The organism is Vibrio sp. L3-7, assembly GCF_963898195.1.
Classification (GTDB): Bacteria; Pseudomonadota; Gammaproteobacteria; order Enterobacterales; family Vibrionaceae; genus Vibrio; species Vibrio echinoideorum.
In genome coordinates this window covers 229598-246741 of the sequence record NZ_CAWQUW010000034.1, presented here as the reverse complement: position 1 = coordinate 246741, position 17144 = coordinate 229598, and the positions used below count along the sequence as shown (strand labels likewise).

The following is a 17144-nucleotide window of genomic DNA, read 5'->3' as shown; positions in this document are numbered from 1 at the left end:
ATCTACCTCGCGTGAATGCTGAATTTACGTTCAACAAGCTTAAGTAAGCCAGTCGAAACACTTGTAAAGAATAAGAAGATAAGTGCTACTGCCATATAAAACGTGAATGGCATTTTGGTTGAACCTGCTGCCAACGTGCTGACACGTACCATATCCTCTAATCCAATAATGGATACTAAAGCCGTCGTTTTGAGCAGTACTAACCAGTTGTTACCGAAACCTGGCAATGCGTGACGAATCATTTGTGGAAGTAGAATACGACGGAACGCTAAAACTGGACCCATGCCGTAAGCCTTGGCCGCTTCCATTTCACCGCTGTCAACAGCCATGATTGCACCACGGAATGTTTCAGCCATGTAAGCACCAAAAATAAAGCCAATCGTTAATACACCGGCAATAAACGGACTGACATCGATATAATCAGGTAAGTAAGCGGTCCATTCATGGTTAGGATCACTCGAAGTGAACCACTCATTGAGCCACTCATTGATGGAATACAAACTGTTGTTTAAAAGGATTTGTCCACCAAAGAAAATCAACATCATCAATACGAGGTCAGGGATGCCTCGAATAACGGTTGTGTAGAGGGTTGCAATAGCGCGAGCCCAGCGGTATGGCGCTAACTTTGCCAAGGCACCTAGCATACCAAGAACCATAGCTAAAATTAGCGATAGTAAAGCCACTTCAATTGTAAGCACCGCCCCTTTCAGGATCGAAGCTTCATATCCTAGTAAATCAAACATAATGAATTCCAACAGAACTGCGAAAAAGTTGGTAAGACAGGGAGAGAGGAACCTCTCCCTTAAGAATTGACGCTAGAGGTTACTTACCGTATACGTCGTAATTGAAGTATTTAGCAGCGATATCTTGGTAGATGCCTTTTTCACGTAGTGAAAGGATTGCAGCATCTAGCTGTTTAGTCAGATCTTTATCTTGCTTGCGTAGTGCAATACCAAAACCGTCACCGAACCATTTAGGATCCGTTAGTGATGGACCAACAAACTCGTAAGCTTCACCACCAGCTTTGTTTAGAACGCCTTCTTCAAGAGCAGACGCATCACCAAGTACAGCTACAACACGTCCGTTGGCTAGATCAAGGTAAGCTTCGTCAAATGAACCGTAACGAACGATCTCTACTGAATCACCGTAGTTATCTGTTAGGTATTTGTCGTGAGTTGTTGCACGCTGAACTGCAATTTTTTGACCACTTAGGTCATCAAAGTTAAGTCCTGCATCTTTTTTAGCGATGAATTTGTTTGGGATAAGTGCGTATTTACCAGTGAAATCGATTTTTTTCTTACGCTCTTCCGTGATAGACATTGCCGCAATGATCGCATCATATTTACGAGCAAGTAGAGAAGGAATAATACCGTCCCAGTCTTGTGCAACGATCTTACACTTCACCTGCATTTCAGTACAAAGCGCGTTAGCCATATCGACATCGAAGCCTTTTAGTGAACCGTCAGCTTCAGTCCAGCTGAATGGAGGGTAAGCACCTTCAATACCGAAGCGTACTGTTTTCCATTCTTTTGCTTGAGCTACGCCCGTTGCAGCAGTTGCAGCAAGTGCCGCGACTAATAACCACTTTTTCATATCCCTACTCCTGTGATTTAGGTTTTTATGTTTTGCTAGTTTTTAATATTGTGTTTGTTGTTACTGATTAATTGACTTGTTGTGTTTTATTGTTCACACCGTCGCTGTTTACCTTGGCGGCGGCATTTCAATTCTGATTCGCGCTAACGATTTATCTCTAAGTAAACCGATTAATAAATCGAAGAGATAAACTGTTTCAATCGCTCAGATTCAGGTTCCGTAAACAGTTTAGCTGGATCACCCTGCTCTTCCACTAGACCTTGATGCAAGAACATCACGTGGTTTGATACGTCACGAGCAAAAGCCATCTCATGTGTTACCACAAGCATGGTTCTTCCTTCTTCTGCTAGATCACGCATTACACCAAGAACTTCACCGACTAACTCTGGGTCAAGCGCCGATGTTGGCTCATCAAATAACATAACTTCCGGATCGACCGCTAACGCTCTTGCTATAGCTGCACGTTGTTGTTGTCCACCAGATAAGTGTCCTGGGTAGTAATCTTTGCGCTCGTACAGGCCTACTTTCTTCAGCAGTAACTCTGCATTTTCAATCGCTTGTGCTTTGGGCACACCTAATACGTGAACAGGTGCTTCGATAACATTTTCGAGAACGGTCAGATGAGACCATAAATTGAATCCCTGAAAAACCATTGCCAGACGAGAACGGATTCGCTGTACTTGTTTTTCATTGGTAGGAACAGAAACACCTTGGCGGTTGTTTTTCATTTGAATTAATTCACCATTAACCCAAATCTCGCCAGCAGTTGGTGTTTCTAAAAGGTTGATACATCTAAGGAAAGTACTTTTACCTGACCCTGAAGACCCGATAATCGATACTACATCGCCTTTGTGCGCAGAAAGTGAAATTCCCTTTAAAACTTCATTTTGACCAAACGTTTTGTGTAGATCCTTTATGTCCAGCGCCGGTACATCTTTCATGCGCTTTCTCTCCCAAGTTTGTGAAAATGCAAGGTACTCCGACCTTTTCATGCGATACAAATTAGCACCACACGGTTTAACATGCAACAAATTATTAACCTAATAATTTGGAATAAATAGCGATTCACTCTGACTTATTATGCAAAAGGTAGCGTTTTCACCTCAATTTAATGAATGAGTTCTATCAATAAGTCGTAATTACAACTCTTACATTGTTTAAATAAAGTTAATCAAAATGAGAGTCCCGTAGCTTGGTGTCTCACAAGAAAAACAAATTTTGTGAACTAAGAAACTCCGCTGACGAAAAATAGAGCGCTCATATGACCGAACAAACCGCACCGCAAGGTAGCGCTATTTTATTGGTTATAACGTTGTAAGAGTTTCACCCACAATCAACGGTAAGCAAGCAATAGTGAAATAACTCAATAAGCTTCGGACTTTGAACTCATGCTTTGGTAGCAAAGGCTCGAATAAGATAGATAAACGTCAGTTTGTGAAAACAAATTACACTTTTCATCAATGGTACGTTAATGAATCGCTGCGTTTTGTAGCTTTCTTTCACATACACTCATAAAGTGATCAAGATCAATCACCCTAAAGGGTAAGCTTGTTAGACTCCTCAACACAAAATAAGGCATTAAAAATGCCAAACATTTCTTTTAACTTAGCTGCATAAAGCACATCAAGACCGTGCAACATAATGTTAATGAGTTATAACTAAGAAATAACGCAATTACGCAATTACGCGAACTTATTTAATTCAATTTTAGAATTACTAACATAAAAATATGAGGAATCTATGTCAGACGTTGTCAATAATGCGAACTCTGAAGTAGAAGAGAAAAGCTATAAAGAGCTACACCGTCCTGCTTCTGAATTTGAGAGCCGCTCAGATTATTTAGATCACGAACTCCAAATCATGAAGCCTCGCCGCTTCGGTTTAAACCTTCCTGGTCGTGATTTCCGCTTTGAACTTGAAGATCTTGTTCCTGCACTTGCTGGTACCATTGGTATCATTGCAATGTACTCAGCAGTAATGATGTCTTGGGCCGATGGCCTAACTCAAGCTTGGGATCACGTAAACCTTGGAAAAGACTTCGCTATCGAAGTTGCTCGTGTAGAAATGCTTATCCCTGCACTGCTGTTCTGTATCCTTGCCTCTGGTTTCTTTAATCCTAAAGCAAACCTTGCTGGCAACCACGGCCCAATGATCCCCCTTATCGGTACCATCGCTCTCGCTGGTGCTCACCCTCTTGCATTGGCAATTCTTATCGGTGTCTTCGGTCTCATCCTAAGTTTCCTAAAAGGCGGCTCTAAACTTGTTAACCTCACTTCGGAAGGTACGGCAGGTGGCTTGCTTATATTCTTAGGCCTTACCGGTACCATGAGTCAAATAAACTCAATTCAAGCATGGGCGGTTGGTCTTCAATCTTCTACTGTTGAAGCGGGTAGCATGGGTTACGTTGGCCTTATCGTTCTTGCTATTACGATTGCTATCTACGCTTTCTTAGCAAAAGTGAACAAGCGTTGGTTGGCTATCCCAGTTTGTGCATTCACAGGTCTTGCTATTGCATTAGCATTGGGTGCAGGTTTCGATATCGTGTTCGAAACCAAAATGGGTATTCCAAACCTAAACCCAGTTTACTGGTGGGGTTCTACTTCAGAAGGTTGGATGCTTGGTTTACCAAACGTTGAACACTTCATTGCATCTCTACCATTCGCAATTCTTGCAGTAGCAATGTGGTCGCCAGATTTCCTAGGTCACCGCATCTTCCAAGAACTGAACTACCCTAAACGCTCTGAAAAAGTTCTGATGGACGTTGATGACACAATGACTATGTGTTCTGTTCGTCAAATGGTAGGTACTGCTGTAGGTGGTGGTAACATCACTTCTTCTTGGGGTACTTACATGATCCCAGCAGCAATCGCAAAACGTCCAATTCCTGGCGGCGCAATCTTGCTTGGTTCTCTATGTATTATTGTTGCAATCCTTGGTTTCCCAATGGATGTTGCAGTTTGGCCACCAGTAATGCGTGTTGCTCTACTTGTAGGTGTATCACTGCCTCTGCTTGAAGCTGGTATGCAAATGGTTAAGGATTCAAAAGATTCTCAAGCGGCTGGTATCTGTATCTTCGGTTCAGCAGTTGTTAACCCAGTATTAGCATGGGCACTCACTATGCTTCTTGATAACAATGGCTTTATTGGTGATAAAGAGCGTGCGAAGCGTCTATCATTTGTAGACAAGATTGTTATCCCAGTTGGCGTTTTAGTTATCTGTCTAGTAGCAATGCTTGCAGTTGGTATGCTAGAAAGTCAATATGGCCTAAAAGCTTGGCTATAATAGTCCTAACTACACAAAAGTAGTATTGAGACTAAAAAAAAGTTTGGGTGGCAACCCCTGCCACTCAAATTTTTTCAACTTTTTTTGGCATTTATTGATTTAGTTTAAGGTTTACAGAAATTTTTTAGCGTAATCTTGAATTCATAGAGTAAGACACCATATAGAAAGTAGTGACAATATATATAATCATATAAAGCTAATGTGCTCATACATATTGTTATTAATAAGAGTGTACTACCCTTACGAGGGGCGCTGGCTCAACAGTGTTAAAGTACGTATTTTTTCTACTAAAAAGGTAGGTATGTCATGGCAGAGCAATTTGCTAAAGCTTGGGAAGATTTTGCTGCAGGTGAGTGGCAAAGCGAAGTAAACGTTCGTGATTTCATTCAAAAGAACTACACGCCGTATGAAGGCGACGAGTCTTTCCTAGTTTCTGAAGGTACTGAAGCGACTAATACGCTTTGGGCTTCGGTAATGGAAGGTATCAAACAGGAAAACGCAACTAAAGCACCTGTAGATTTCGATACTTCTGTTATCTCTACCATCACTTCTCATGATGCGGGCTACATCGAAAAAGACCTTGAAACAATTGTTGGTCTACAAACTGAAAAACCTCTAAAACGTGCAATCATCCCTAACGGTGGTGTACGTATGGTTGAAGGTTCTTGTAAAGCATACGGTGAAACTCTTGACCCGATGGTTTCAAAAATCTATTCAGAATACCGCAAAACACACAACGCTGGTGTTTTCGATATTTACACGCCTGATATCCTAAAATGTCGTAAGTCTGGTGTTCTGACTGGTCTTCCAGATGCATACGGCCGTGGTCGTATCATTGGTGATTACCGTCGCGTAGCACTTTACGGTATTAATTTCCTAATGAAAGACAAAGCAGCTCAATTCGCTTCTTTACAAGAGCGTTTCGAGAACGGCGAAGATCTTTCTGCAACAATGCAACTTCGTGAAGAGATTTCTGAGCAACACCGCGCTCTAGGTCAAATCAAGCAGATGGCAGCGTCTTACGGCTTCGATATCTCTGAGCCAGCTCAAACTGCTCAAGAAGCTATCCAGTGGACTTACTTCGGCTACCTAGCTGCTGTTAAATCTCAAAACGGTGCTGCAATGTCTCTAGGTCGTACTTCGACTTTCCTAGACATCTACCTTGAGCGTGATATCGCTGCTGGTAAAATCACTGAAGACCAAGCTCAAGAAATGATTGATCATTTCGTAATGAAGCTACGTATGGTTCGTTTCCTACGTACTCCTGAATACGATGAGCTATTCTCTGGCGACCCAATCTGGGCAACAGAGTCTATGGGTGGTATGGGTATCGACGGTCGTACGCTAGTAACGCGTTCGAACTTCCGTTTCCTAAACTCTCTATACACAATGGGTCCATCTCCAGAGCCAAACATCACTGTTCTTTGGTCTGAGCAACTGCCTGACGGCTTCAAGCGTTTCTGTGCGAAGGTATCTATCGATACTTCTTCTATCCAGTACGAAAATGATGACCTAATGCGTCCTGACCTTGATTCTGATGATTACGCAATCGCTTGTTGTGTATCACCAATGATCGTTGGTAAGCAAATGCAGTTCTTCGGCGCTCGTGCTAACCTTGCAAAAACTATGCTTTACGCAATCAACGGCGGCGTTGATGAGAAGCTTAAAATGCAAGTTGGCCCAGTTGGCGACAAGATCACTGACGAAGTACTTAACTACGATGACGTAATGGGTCGCCTAGACACATTCATGGATTGGTTAGCTAAGCAATACGTGACTGCTCTAAACAGCATCCACTACATGCACGACAAATACAGCTACGAAGCGTCTCTAATGGCTCTTCATGACCGTGACGTTCGTCGTACTATGGCTTGTGGTATTGCTGGTCTATCTGTTGCAGCTGACTCACTGTCTGCAATCAAATTCGCGACTGTTAAACCAATCCGCGACGAAGATGGCATTGCAACTGACTTCGAAATCGAAGGCGATTACCCTAAATACGGTAACAACGACTCTCGTGTAGATGACATTGCTTGTGAACTAGTTTCTACGTTCATGAACAAGATCCGTAAGCTTAAGACTTACCGTAACTCTATCCCTACACAGTCAGTTCTTACTATCACGTCTAACGTGGTATACGGTAAGAAGACAGGTAACACTCCAGACGGTCGTCGTGCTGGCGCTCCTTTCGCTCCTGGTGCTAACCCAATGCACGGTCGTGATGAGAAAGGCGCTGTAGCTTCACTAACGTCTGTAGGTAAACTACCGTTTGCTGATGCACAAGATGGTATCTCTTACACGTTCTCTATCGTGCCAAACGCACTAGGTAAAGAACAAGACAGCCAACGTGCTAACCTTGCAGGCCTAATGGATGGTTACTTCCACCATGAAGCTGGCATTGAAGGTGGTCAACACCTTAACGTTAACGTTCTTAACCGCGAAACTCTTGAAGACGCAGTTAAGCACCCTGAGAAATACCCTCAGCTAACGATTCGTGTTTCTGGTTACGCTGTACGCTTTAACTCTCTGACTACAGAGCAGCAAGCTGACGTAATCGCACGTACATTTACTGAGTCTCTATAAGCCTAAACGCTTAAGCTGACCATTCAGTAATAATAATTAGCCTCGCCAATGTGCGGGGCTTTTTTATATCTGACATAAATCGAACTGACTTCACTAGTCTCCCAAAATGTTAGCTTGAGCAGAAAAAGCCTTCTTCTATTCACTTTTTTTCCACAAATTTGCGCAAACTACGATACTATCTCGGTTCATAATCTTAGAGTAACCGCTACATGAAATACCTTCGTTGTTTACCACTGATTCTCCTCTCTTTTTCATCATTGGCATCTGAACGTTCTACGTTAACTTTTGCGTTAGACAACGATGGCATCTTTGGTGTCGACCAAGACTATACCAATGGTTTATTTCTGGGTTACACATCATCAAGTATTACCCCATACGATTGGGTCAAACCATTAAGTCTTTCCTATTGGGGCGCAAGCTCTTTAGATAAGTGGGAGATCACCATTGGCCACAAAATGTATACGCCTTCTGATATTGAATTAGAAACGCCATCGGCCAATGATCGTCCATACGCAGGTTACCTGCACACTGAATTCAATTACATCAGCCTGCACCCACAACAAGCCCAGCGTTTTAACATCACCTTTGGTACAACAGGTGAGCGCGCACTTTCCGAAGATGCTCAAAAGCTGGTTCACTCGATCACTAAATCAGACGAGCCTATGGGTTGGGAATACCAAATAGATGATGAGTACGCGGGTAGCGTTGGCTATTTAAGCCATTTCAACCTAATGCGTAATCAATCTATTGCGAACACCGACTTTGAAATATCAAATATCTCAGAAGTTAATGTGGGTAACTTTAGAAGTGATATCCAAACGGGCTTTATGTTCCGTTGGGGTACTGATTTAGGTGGCAACTTTGGCGCGGCCAACATCACTACTGAAAACCCATTCAAACCGGGTATGATTGGCGCATCAAACAATGGCTGGTTTACTTACGCGGGTCTAGAAGGTCGTTACCGATTTAATGACCTGACGATCGAAGGCGACCGTTCTGGCGTTGATGAATACGCGAGAACAAATAACCAAGATCCGGCTATCTACGATGTCACTTTAGAGAACATTCAAGCGACAGCAGTACTTGGTATGGCTTGGTATAACCAATACGTTGGTGCATCCTTCGCACTAACAGCAAAAACACCTGATTACAAAGAAGCAAAAGAATCTGTCTATACCACTGGTGGCATTACAATGTTTGCTTTCTTCTAGCCATCAGCAAGGGCTTTCGTCCTTTCCCTTTCAAGTTTGATAAAGGCAATCATCTACACAGATGATTGCCTTTATTTTTAAAGACCTCGTTACCATTTGACCCTATTTTATGTACCGTTTTTGTAATAAAATAAACGGTATAAATTCCTCTACGAGAATAGCTCATGTCTACAACTGGTCGCATTCACTCATTCGAATCTTGTGGTACTGTCGATGGCCCTGGTATCCGCTTTATTGTGTTTCTTCAAGGCTGCTTAATGCGTTGTATGTACTGCCATAACCGCGATACATGGGATCTTCATGATGGAAAAGAAATTACGGTCGAAGAGATCATCAACGAAGCAAAATCGTACCGTCATTTCATGAAAGCCTCTGGTGGTGGTATTACCTGCTCTGGCGGCGAAGCAATGCTACAACCTGAATTTGTTCGCGATTTTTTCCGCGCAGCTCAAGCTGAAGGCATCCATACTTGCCTTGATACTAATGGCTACATCCGCAAGCACACAGAAGTCGTAGATGAAGTGTTAGAAGCATCTGATCTGGTCATGCTGGATCTCAAACACATGCGAGATGAGATACACCACGATTTCATTGGTGTATCAAATAGACGTACACTTGATTTTGCACGCTACCTGCACAAGATCGGGAAAAAAACGTGGATTCGTTACGTGATTGTTCCGGGTTACACCGATACGCCAGAAGATGCACACTTACTTGGTGAGTTCATCAAAGATATGGATAACATCGAAAAAGTAGAACTGCTTCCATACCACAAGCTTGGTGCTCATAAGTGGGAAGCGCTTGGCTTTGACTACCCTCTTGACGGGACAAACCCTCCAAGTAAAGAGAAGATGGACGAGATTGTTGCAGTACTTAGCCAATATCATCCAAACGTAAAATACTGATCCTTACCAACGTAAAATACACTTCCAAACGCCTCAATATTGATTGGGGCGTTTTCTTTTTTGTAACACAAACTCTCCTTTCACTTTTCTTTACAACTTTTGTTTATCAATTCAAAAAATCATATTAAATCCGTGTTGAGATCATGTTTCGACGCGTAGGAATGCTGTTACTCTTACTGCAACAAAAGAATATAATATTTAGTTTTTTAGTGAGGCTCCTCCCATGGAAATGACCAATGCTCAGCGTCTAATTCTATCAAATCAATACTACCTAATGTCTCAAATGAACCCTGAGAACTCTGCAAAATACCAACGTCTACAAACGATTGTAGAACGTGGTTACGAGCTCCAGATGCGTGAGCTTAATAAAGAGTTTGGTTGTTTGACTGAAGCAGAATGCCGCGAAATTATCGACATCATGGAAATGTACCATGCAATGCAAGAGTCGAACAAAATGCTAGCAGAACAAGAACGTTCTGAGGTTGATCAACGTCGTCTTCAGTTTCTTGGTTTTGATATTGCGTCTGAAGCGCAAATCGTACATTACGTGCGTTTCCTTGTTGATTCTGAAGGTCTTTACCCTCAGTTTGACAAAGCAGATCACCACTTCAATAGCCAAATGCCAATGCTAGAGAAATACCGTCGCATGCTTACAACATGGCGTAATTGCCCTCGTCAGTACCACCTATGTGCGACAGAGCTATCTCAAATCTTTAGTGCTTAAGCTTTGTGCTAACCACATAAGGTTTCAACGAAGAAAATTGATTTAGAAAGTCCATTTTTACAAAAAAGGGTTACTCATAATGAGTAACCCTTTTTCTTGCTCGATTCTTTTTGACTAGAAAACCTAAGCAACATCAAATAACCATGGTGATCTTCTCGAGTATAGGTTTTCCGTTACTCGAATCGTGAGTCAATAACGACTATTTTGAACAATTATCTCTACTATTCTCTACTTATTTACTAAGCGATTTTTTAATAACTAAGTACGTTATACGGTCTTTCATTTAAGACCAATTCATAAGGCTCAATTATCATCTAATGCACATAAATCCAGAGCGAGAATTGGAAAGCTTCCTAAAATCATAAAACAAACGTCTAGTCCCCTCGAATACAAAATAATTTCATTCTACTCACCTCAAGTTGCCCATTGCTTTCGCAACACTTTTCACACGCAAAATTGTAAATAAATACATAATTGTTAAGCAAAATTGTGTAAGCGGGTCTAACCTTAAATTGTAGGGAGAGCCTATTTTTAAATCGCTCGTCAGTTTTGACTGGTTAACAAGGGGAATGTGACTATGAGTATTTTTGACCACTATCAATCACGTTATGAAGCAGCCAAGGAAGAAGAGCTGACATTGCAAGAGTTCTTAGGGCTGTGTAAAGACGATAAAAGTGCTTACGCTAACGCTGCTGAGCGCTTACTACTGGCCATTGGAGAACCGGAGGTTATTGATACAGCTCAAGACCCCCATCTAAGTCGTATTTTCTCGAACCGTGTCATCTCACGCTACAGCGAATTTAAAGATTTCTACGGCATGGAAGATGCGATTGAACAAATTGTTTCTTACCTAAAACATGCTGCGCAAGGTTTAGAAGAACGTAAACAGATCCTTTACTTACTTGGCCCTGTGGGCGGTGGTAAATCTTCCCTTGCTGAAAAGTTAAAAGCTTTGATGCAAAAGCTGCCAATCTATGTTTTGTCTGCCGATGGTGAACGAAGCCCTGTAAATGATCACCCCTTCTGTTTATTTGATGTAACCGAAGATGGCGACCTTTTGAAACAAGAGTATGGAATAGAGAAACGCTACATACGCTCTATCATGTCACCTTGGGCGGCTAAACGCCTCCATGATTTCGGTGGTGACATATCTAAATTCAAAGTCATCAAACTACGCCCTTCGATTCTCGACCAAGTTGCGATCGCGAAGACAGAGCCGGGTGATGAAAACAACCAAGATATCTCTTCTCTTGTAGGTAAAGTAGATATTCGTAAACTTGAGCACTTCTCTCAAGATGATCCTGATGCCTACAGCTATTCTGGTGCGCTATGTAAAGCAAACCAAGGTGTGATGGAATTTGTAGAGATGTTTAAGGCACCAATTAAGGTGTTACACCCTCTACTAACTGCAACACAAGAAGGTAACTTCAACGGTACTGAAGGGCTTTCAGCACTACCGTTTGACGGTATGATCTTAGCTCACTCGAATGAGTCAGAGTGGCAAACCTTCCGTAACAACAAAAACAATGAAGCATTCCTCGACCGTGTCTACATTGTAAAAGTTCCTTACTGCCTGCGCGTTTCTGAAGAAGTTAAGATCTACAAAAAACTGCTTGAACACAGTGAACTATCCCATGCTCCTTGTTCACCAAGCACACTCGACCTGCTATCTCAATTCAGCATCCTGTCGAGACTAAAAGAACCTGAAAACTCTTCTCTTTTCTCAAAAATGCGAGTTTACGATGGTGAAACTTTAAAAGACACCGATCCAAAAGCGAAGAGCTATCAAGAGTACCGAGATTATGCCGGCGTTGACGAAGGTATGTCAGGGCTATCGACACGTTTCGCCTTTAAGATCCTGTCGCGTGTATTCAACTTCGATCAAGCTGAAGTGGCCGCTAACCCGGTTCACCTGTTCTACGTTATTGAACAACAAATTGAGCGTGAGCAGTTCCCTCAAGAAACCGCTGAGAAGTATCTTGAGTTCTTGAAAGGGTACCTAGTACCACGTTACGTCGAATTCATTGGTAAAGAAATTCAGACCGCTTATCTAGAGTCTTACTCCGAGTACGGACAAAATATCTTCGACCGTTATGTCACCTACGCTGACTTCTGGATTCAAGACCAAGAATACCGCGATCCAGAAACAGGCCAACTATTTGATCGTTCATCTCTGAATGCTGAGCTCGAGAAAATCGAAAAAACAGCCGGAATCAGTAACCCTAAAGATTTCCGAAACGAGATTGTGAACTTTGTACTTCGTGCCAAAGCCAACAATAACGGTCAAAATCCAGTTTGGACTAGCTACGAGAAACTACGTACTGTTATTGAGAAAAAAATGTTCTCCAACACAGAAGAGCTGCTTCCTGTTATTTCGTTCAATGCTAAAACCTCAACGGATGATCAGAAAAAACACGACGACTTTGTTGCTCGTATGATGGAAAAAGGCTACACCGAGAAACAAGTGAGACTGCTGTCCGAGTGGTACCTAAGAGTTCGTAAATCCTCATAAAGAAACTGTACTGAGCTGTTCAAGTGAGCAGCTCGTACAAACCAATAATTTTTATACCTTAATAAACCAATCGCTCTAATAAACGAATAACTTTTACACCCTAGAAAAAGTAGGATCGCGACATCAGATGAGAGGGAGTTCTTATGGCACAATTTATCGATCGGAGGCTCAATGGCAAAAATAAGAGTGCAGTAAACAGACAGCGCTTCTTAAGACGTCATAAAGAGCAAATCAAAGAATCTGTGGCCGATGCAGTCAACCGACGCTCAATCACCAATACCGAAACGGGTGAAGACGTTACCATTCCCCATAAAGACATCAAAGAGCCGAGCTTCCACCAAGGACAAGGCGGCGCAAGAGAACGCGTTCATCCAGGTAATGATCAGTTCATCACTGGTGACAAAATCGAACGCCCTAAAGGTGGTGGTCAAGGTGGAGGTTCAGGTCAAGGCGATGCTAGCCCTGATGGCGAAGGCCAAGATGAATTTACCTTCCAAATATCAAAAGATGAATATCTAGATATTCTCTTTGAAGATTTGGCACTTCCTAATCTGGAAAAAAATCAGGTCAACAAAATCACTGAGTGGAAGACGCACCGCTCCGGTTATCAGAGTGCAGGGATTCCATCCAATATCGCTATTGTACGTTCCCTACAGCAGTCTCTTGCACGAAGAACCGCGATGACAGCAGGGAAAAGACGCGAACTGAATCTACTGATGGAACAGCTTGACCAAATTCAAATGACAGAACCCGCTCAGCCATTTGAAGAGAGTCGATTAAAAGAAGAGATTGCCGAGTTACGTAAGAAAATCGAAAGCGTACCGTTCATTGACACCTTCGACTTACGCTATAAAAACTACGAGAAGCGCCCTATCCCATCTAGCCAAGCCGTGATGTTCTGTTTAATGGATGTGTCTGGCTCAATGGACCAAGCGACTAAGGATATCGCTAAGCGTTTTTATGTTCTTCTTTATCTGTTTCTCAACCGAACCTACGAAAACGTCGATGTGGTGTTTATTCGTCACCATACGCAAGCGAAAGAAGTCGATGAACATGAGTTCTTCTACTCCCAAGAAACCGGGGGCACTATCGTTTCCAGCGCTCTGAAGTTAATGAATGAAATTGTTGCTGATCGCTACCCTGCTGGTGAATGGAACATCTATGCAGCACAAGCCTCTGATGGTGATAACTGGGCCGACGATTCACCTCGTTGTAAGGAACTACTGGTTAAGAAACTTTTACCGACTTGCCAGTATTACTCGTATATAGAGATCACACGTCGATCTCACCAAACCCTTTGGCATGAATACGAAAAACTCGAAAGTAGCTTTGACAACTTCGCAATGAAAAACATCAAGACCGTGGAAGACATCTTCCCAGTGTTTAGAGAACTGTTCCAGAAAGAGACAGCATAAGGGGCTTGCCATGACAGCGAAATCAAACGTTGCAGAGAAATCAAATGCTGCAGATAGAGACAAGGCTGCACAAAAGAAACACGACAAGATGCTGCCTGACGGTCCTGACTGGACGTTTAACCTGTTAGAGCAATACCACGTTGAAATCAAACGTGTGGCGCAGCATTACCGTTTAGATACATATCCAAACCAAATTGAAGTGATTACCTCTGAACAAATGATGGATGCCTACTCCAGTATTGGTATGCCCATTAACTATAACCACTGGTCATTTGGTAAGAAGTTCATTCAAACCGAGCAAAACTACAAACACGGACAGATGGGACTGGCGTATGAAATCGTCATCAACTCAGATCCATGTATTGCTTATTTGATGGAAGAGAACACTGTAACTATGCAAGCGCTCGTTATGGCTCACGCTTGTTATGGCCACAACTCGTTCTTTAAAGGTAACTATCTATTCCAAACTTGGACAGACGCGAGTTCCATTATTGATTACCTACTGTTCGCTAAAAAATACATTGCGGACTGTGAAGAAAAATACGGTGTTTCCGAAGTCGAACAACTTCTTGATTCTTGTCACGCCCTAATGAATTACGGCGTAGACAGATACAAACGACCAGAGAAGATCTCCATTGCTGAAGAAACGGCGAGACAAGAAGAGCGTGAAGCTTATCTGCAATCGCAAGTAAATGAGCTTTGGAGAACCGTTCCCAAGAGTAAAACTAAAGAGGAAGCAATAAAGCATCGTTTCCCTAGTGAGCCTCAGGAAAACATCCTCTACTTTATTGAAAAAAATGCGCCATTACTTGAACCTTGGCAACGTGAATGCGTCCGTATCGTTCGCAAAGTAAGCCAATACTTCTATCCTCAAAAACAAACACAGGTAATGAATGAGGGGTGGGCTACCTTCTGGCATTACACCATTCTGAACCACCTTTATGATGAAGGTTTGGTGAGTGATAAGTTCATCTTAGAGTTTCTACACAGCCATACCAGCGTGGTCGCGCAACCCGCCTACAACAGCCCTTATTTCAGTGGGATAAACCCTTATGCGCTTGGCTTTGCGATGTTTAGAGACATACGACGTATCTGTGAAGAACCTACAGATGAAGACAAAGAGTGGTTCCCAGAGCTCGCCGGAAGTGATTGGTTAGAAGCCGTGCATTTTGCGATGCATAACTTCAAAGATGAAAGCTTCATCAGCCAATATCTTTCACCAAAGATCATTAGAGATTTTAGGTTATTTTCTGTGCTCGATGATGATCGTAAAAACACTATTGAAATCAGCGCTATCCATGATGACCCCGGCTACCGCCTGATTCGAGAAAAGCTTGCAGCGCAATACAACCTAAGTAACCTTGAGCCTAATATTCAGGTGTTTAATGTGGATGTTCGTGGTGATCGTTCAATGACTCTACAATATGTCCCTCATGACCGCATCCCGCTTGACAAAGGCTACGATGAAGTAATGAAACATCTCTACCGCTTATGGGGTTTTGATGTCATTTTGGAAGAACTTAAAGACACAGGTCATAGAGAAATCCTGACCACTTGCCCAAAACGCAATGATTATGGAGCAAAGATTTAATACCAACCACAGTAAGTCAGTGGTTGGTATAAGACTCCGCTCCCCCTACAACATAGTGGTCAAACCCGCTCGGAAGTGGAGCAATAAAAAAGCGCATAAGTCTGATGACTTATGCGCTTTCTTTTCTAAGGCTCGAGCGTCTTCAATAGACGCTAAGCATTAAAACTAGAACTCAATAAGCTTAAACAATCGGCTTTTGGCCGCGTTCAATCAGCTTCATCAACACGCTATCAGCAGATTTACCTGCAACGCCTGCTAACTTGTCCGAAAGCTTTTTCTTCTGTACGTAGTGAATCGCTAGAACTGTCTTGTCTTTGCATGCTTCTACAACTAGATCATCAGAAGTACGGATCTCATCCACCAGCCCAAGTTCATGTGCTTGTGTACCAAACCAGTGTTCACCCGTAGCAACCTTCTCAAGGTCCAGTGCAGGACGGTGATCACGAATGAAGTCTTTGAATAAGCCATGTGTCTCTTCTAGCTCTTCTTTAAACTTCTCGCGTGCTTTATCGCTGTTCTCACCAAACATAGTGAGCGTGCGTTTGTACTCACCCGCCGTTAGCTGTTCGAATTCAATATCATGCTTTTTCAGCAGTTTGTTGAAGTTGGGTAGTTGAGCAATAACGCCGATAGAACCAACGATAGCGAAAGGAGCAGATACAATTTTGTCTGCGATACAGGCCATCATATAACCGCCACTTGCTGCAACTTTGTCTACCGAAATAGTCAGAGGCAGATCTGCCGCTTTGATGCGATCAAGTTGAGAAGACGCCAAACCATAGCCGTGAACCATGCCGCCGCCAGATTCAAGCTTAAGCAACACTTCATCACCTTCGCGAGCTACAGCCAAGATTGCTGTCACTTCTTCACGTAACGAAGCCACTTCTTTAGCATCAATGCTGCCATTAAAATCGAGAACAAACAGATGCGGTTCACGCTTGCTATCAAGCTCACCCTCTTTTGCTGCTTTTTTCACTTCTTTACCACGTGATTTTACTTTCTCTTTTTCCGCTTTCTTTTCAGCTTTATCACGTGCTTTGATGAAAGCATCATCATGTAGATGATGCTCTAATTGTTCAATCGTCTGTTTATGGTGCTCAGATAGGTTCGTGATTTCCAGCTCACCTTTAATCGCGCTTGATTTTCCACCCACCGATTTAGCAATCACTAAAATTGCAATGATGGCGATTACAACGGTCGCAATCTTGGCTAAAAACAAGCCGTAGTCCAACAAAAATTCCAATGTCATATCCCCTAATGTATGAATTAGTGTATTGTAACCATCTTGTCACGATTACCAAGAATTTCTCATCATTCCTGCGGTTATC

The 17144-nt window shown here is 42.6% G+C and carries 12 protein-coding genes; 8 read left to right on the top strand and 4 right to left on the bottom strand.

All coding sequences use genetic code 11. The features are described 5' to 3' along the window. Positions 1-2 precede the first annotated feature (2 nt). The 3 genes from AACW75_RS19130 to AACW75_RS19120 form a co-directional block, all read right to left on the bottom strand. On the bottom strand, positions 3-743 hold the full coding sequence (locus tag AACW75_RS19130; RefSeq protein WP_017076715.1) for an ABC transporter permease: 741 nt from the start codon (positions 741-743) through the stop codon (positions 3-5). A gap of 79 nt (positions 744-822) precedes the next feature. After that, positions 823-1593 carry an ABC transporter substrate-binding protein gene (locus AACW75_RS19125; RefSeq protein ID WP_017076714.1) on the bottom strand — a complete coding sequence of 257 codons (771 nt, stop codon included), beginning with the start codon at positions 1591-1593 and terminating at the stop codon, positions 823-825. Positions 1594-1763: 170 nt separating this feature from the next. Continuing rightward, the gene (locus tag AACW75_RS19120; RefSeq protein ID WP_017076713.1) at positions 1764-2534 is read right to left on the bottom strand and encodes an ABC transporter ATP-binding protein; all 771 of its coding nucleotides are present in this window, start codon (positions 2532-2534) and stop codon (positions 1764-1766) included. Positions 2535-3333: 799 nt separating this feature from the next. Here AACW75_RS19120 and AACW75_RS19115 point away from each other — a divergent pair. The 8 genes from AACW75_RS19115 (at position 3334) to AACW75_RS19080 (ending at position 15816) form a co-directional block, all read left to right on the top strand. Further along, positions 3334-4875 carry a DUF3360 family protein gene (locus AACW75_RS19115; protein ID WP_017076712.1) on the top strand — a complete coding sequence of 514 codons (1542 nt, stop codon included), beginning with the start codon at positions 3334-3336 and terminating at the stop codon, positions 4873-4875. 306 nt (positions 4876-5181) lie between these two features. Continuing rightward, positions 5182-7458, top strand: a complete 2277-nt coding sequence (pflB, locus tag AACW75_RS19110; RefSeq protein WP_017076711.1) for a formate C-acetyltransferase — start codon at positions 5182-5184, stop codon at positions 7456-7458. 209 nt (positions 7459-7667) lie between these two features. Further along, on the top strand, positions 7668-8669 hold the full coding sequence (locus AACW75_RS19105) for a lipid A deacylase LpxR family protein (RefSeq protein ID WP_135454551.1): 1002 nt from the start codon (positions 7668-7670) through the stop codon (positions 8667-8669). A gap of 164 nt (positions 8670-8833) precedes the next feature. Next, positions 8834-9574, top strand: coding sequence for a pyruvate formate lyase 1-activating protein (gene pflA, locus AACW75_RS19100; protein WP_017076709.1), 741 nt, complete (start codon positions 8834-8836; stop codon positions 9572-9574). A gap of 223 nt (positions 9575-9797) precedes the next feature. Then, positions 9798-10298 carry a YfbU family protein gene (locus AACW75_RS19095; RefSeq protein ID WP_017076708.1) on the top strand — a complete coding sequence of 167 codons (501 nt, stop codon included), beginning with the start codon at positions 9798-9800 and terminating at the stop codon, positions 10296-10298. 577 nt (positions 10299-10875) lie between these two features. Further along, complete coding sequence (locus AACW75_RS19090) at positions 10876-12810, top strand: PrkA family serine protein kinase (protein ID WP_029225287.1); 1935 nt, start codon at positions 10876-10878, stop codon at positions 12808-12810. Positions 12811-12953: 143 nt separating this feature from the next. Continuing rightward, positions 12954-14225, top strand: a complete 1272-nt coding sequence (locus tag AACW75_RS19085) for a YeaH/YhbH family protein (RefSeq protein ID WP_017076706.1) — start codon at positions 12954-12956, stop codon at positions 14223-14225. Between the two features lie 10 nt (positions 14226-14235). Then, positions 14236-15816: a SpoVR family protein gene (locus tag AACW75_RS19080; protein ID WP_017076705.1), complete on the top strand. Its 1581-nt coding sequence runs from the start codon at positions 14236-14238 to the stop codon at positions 15814-15816. A 181-nt stretch (positions 15817-15997) separates the two neighbouring features. Here AACW75_RS19080 and sohB read toward each other — a convergent pair whose 3' ends face one another. Further along, positions 15998-17065, bottom strand: coding sequence for a protease SohB (gene sohB / locus AACW75_RS19075; protein WP_186437197.1), 1068 nt, complete (start codon positions 17063-17065; stop codon positions 15998-16000). Positions 17066-17144: the final 79 nt, after the last annotated feature.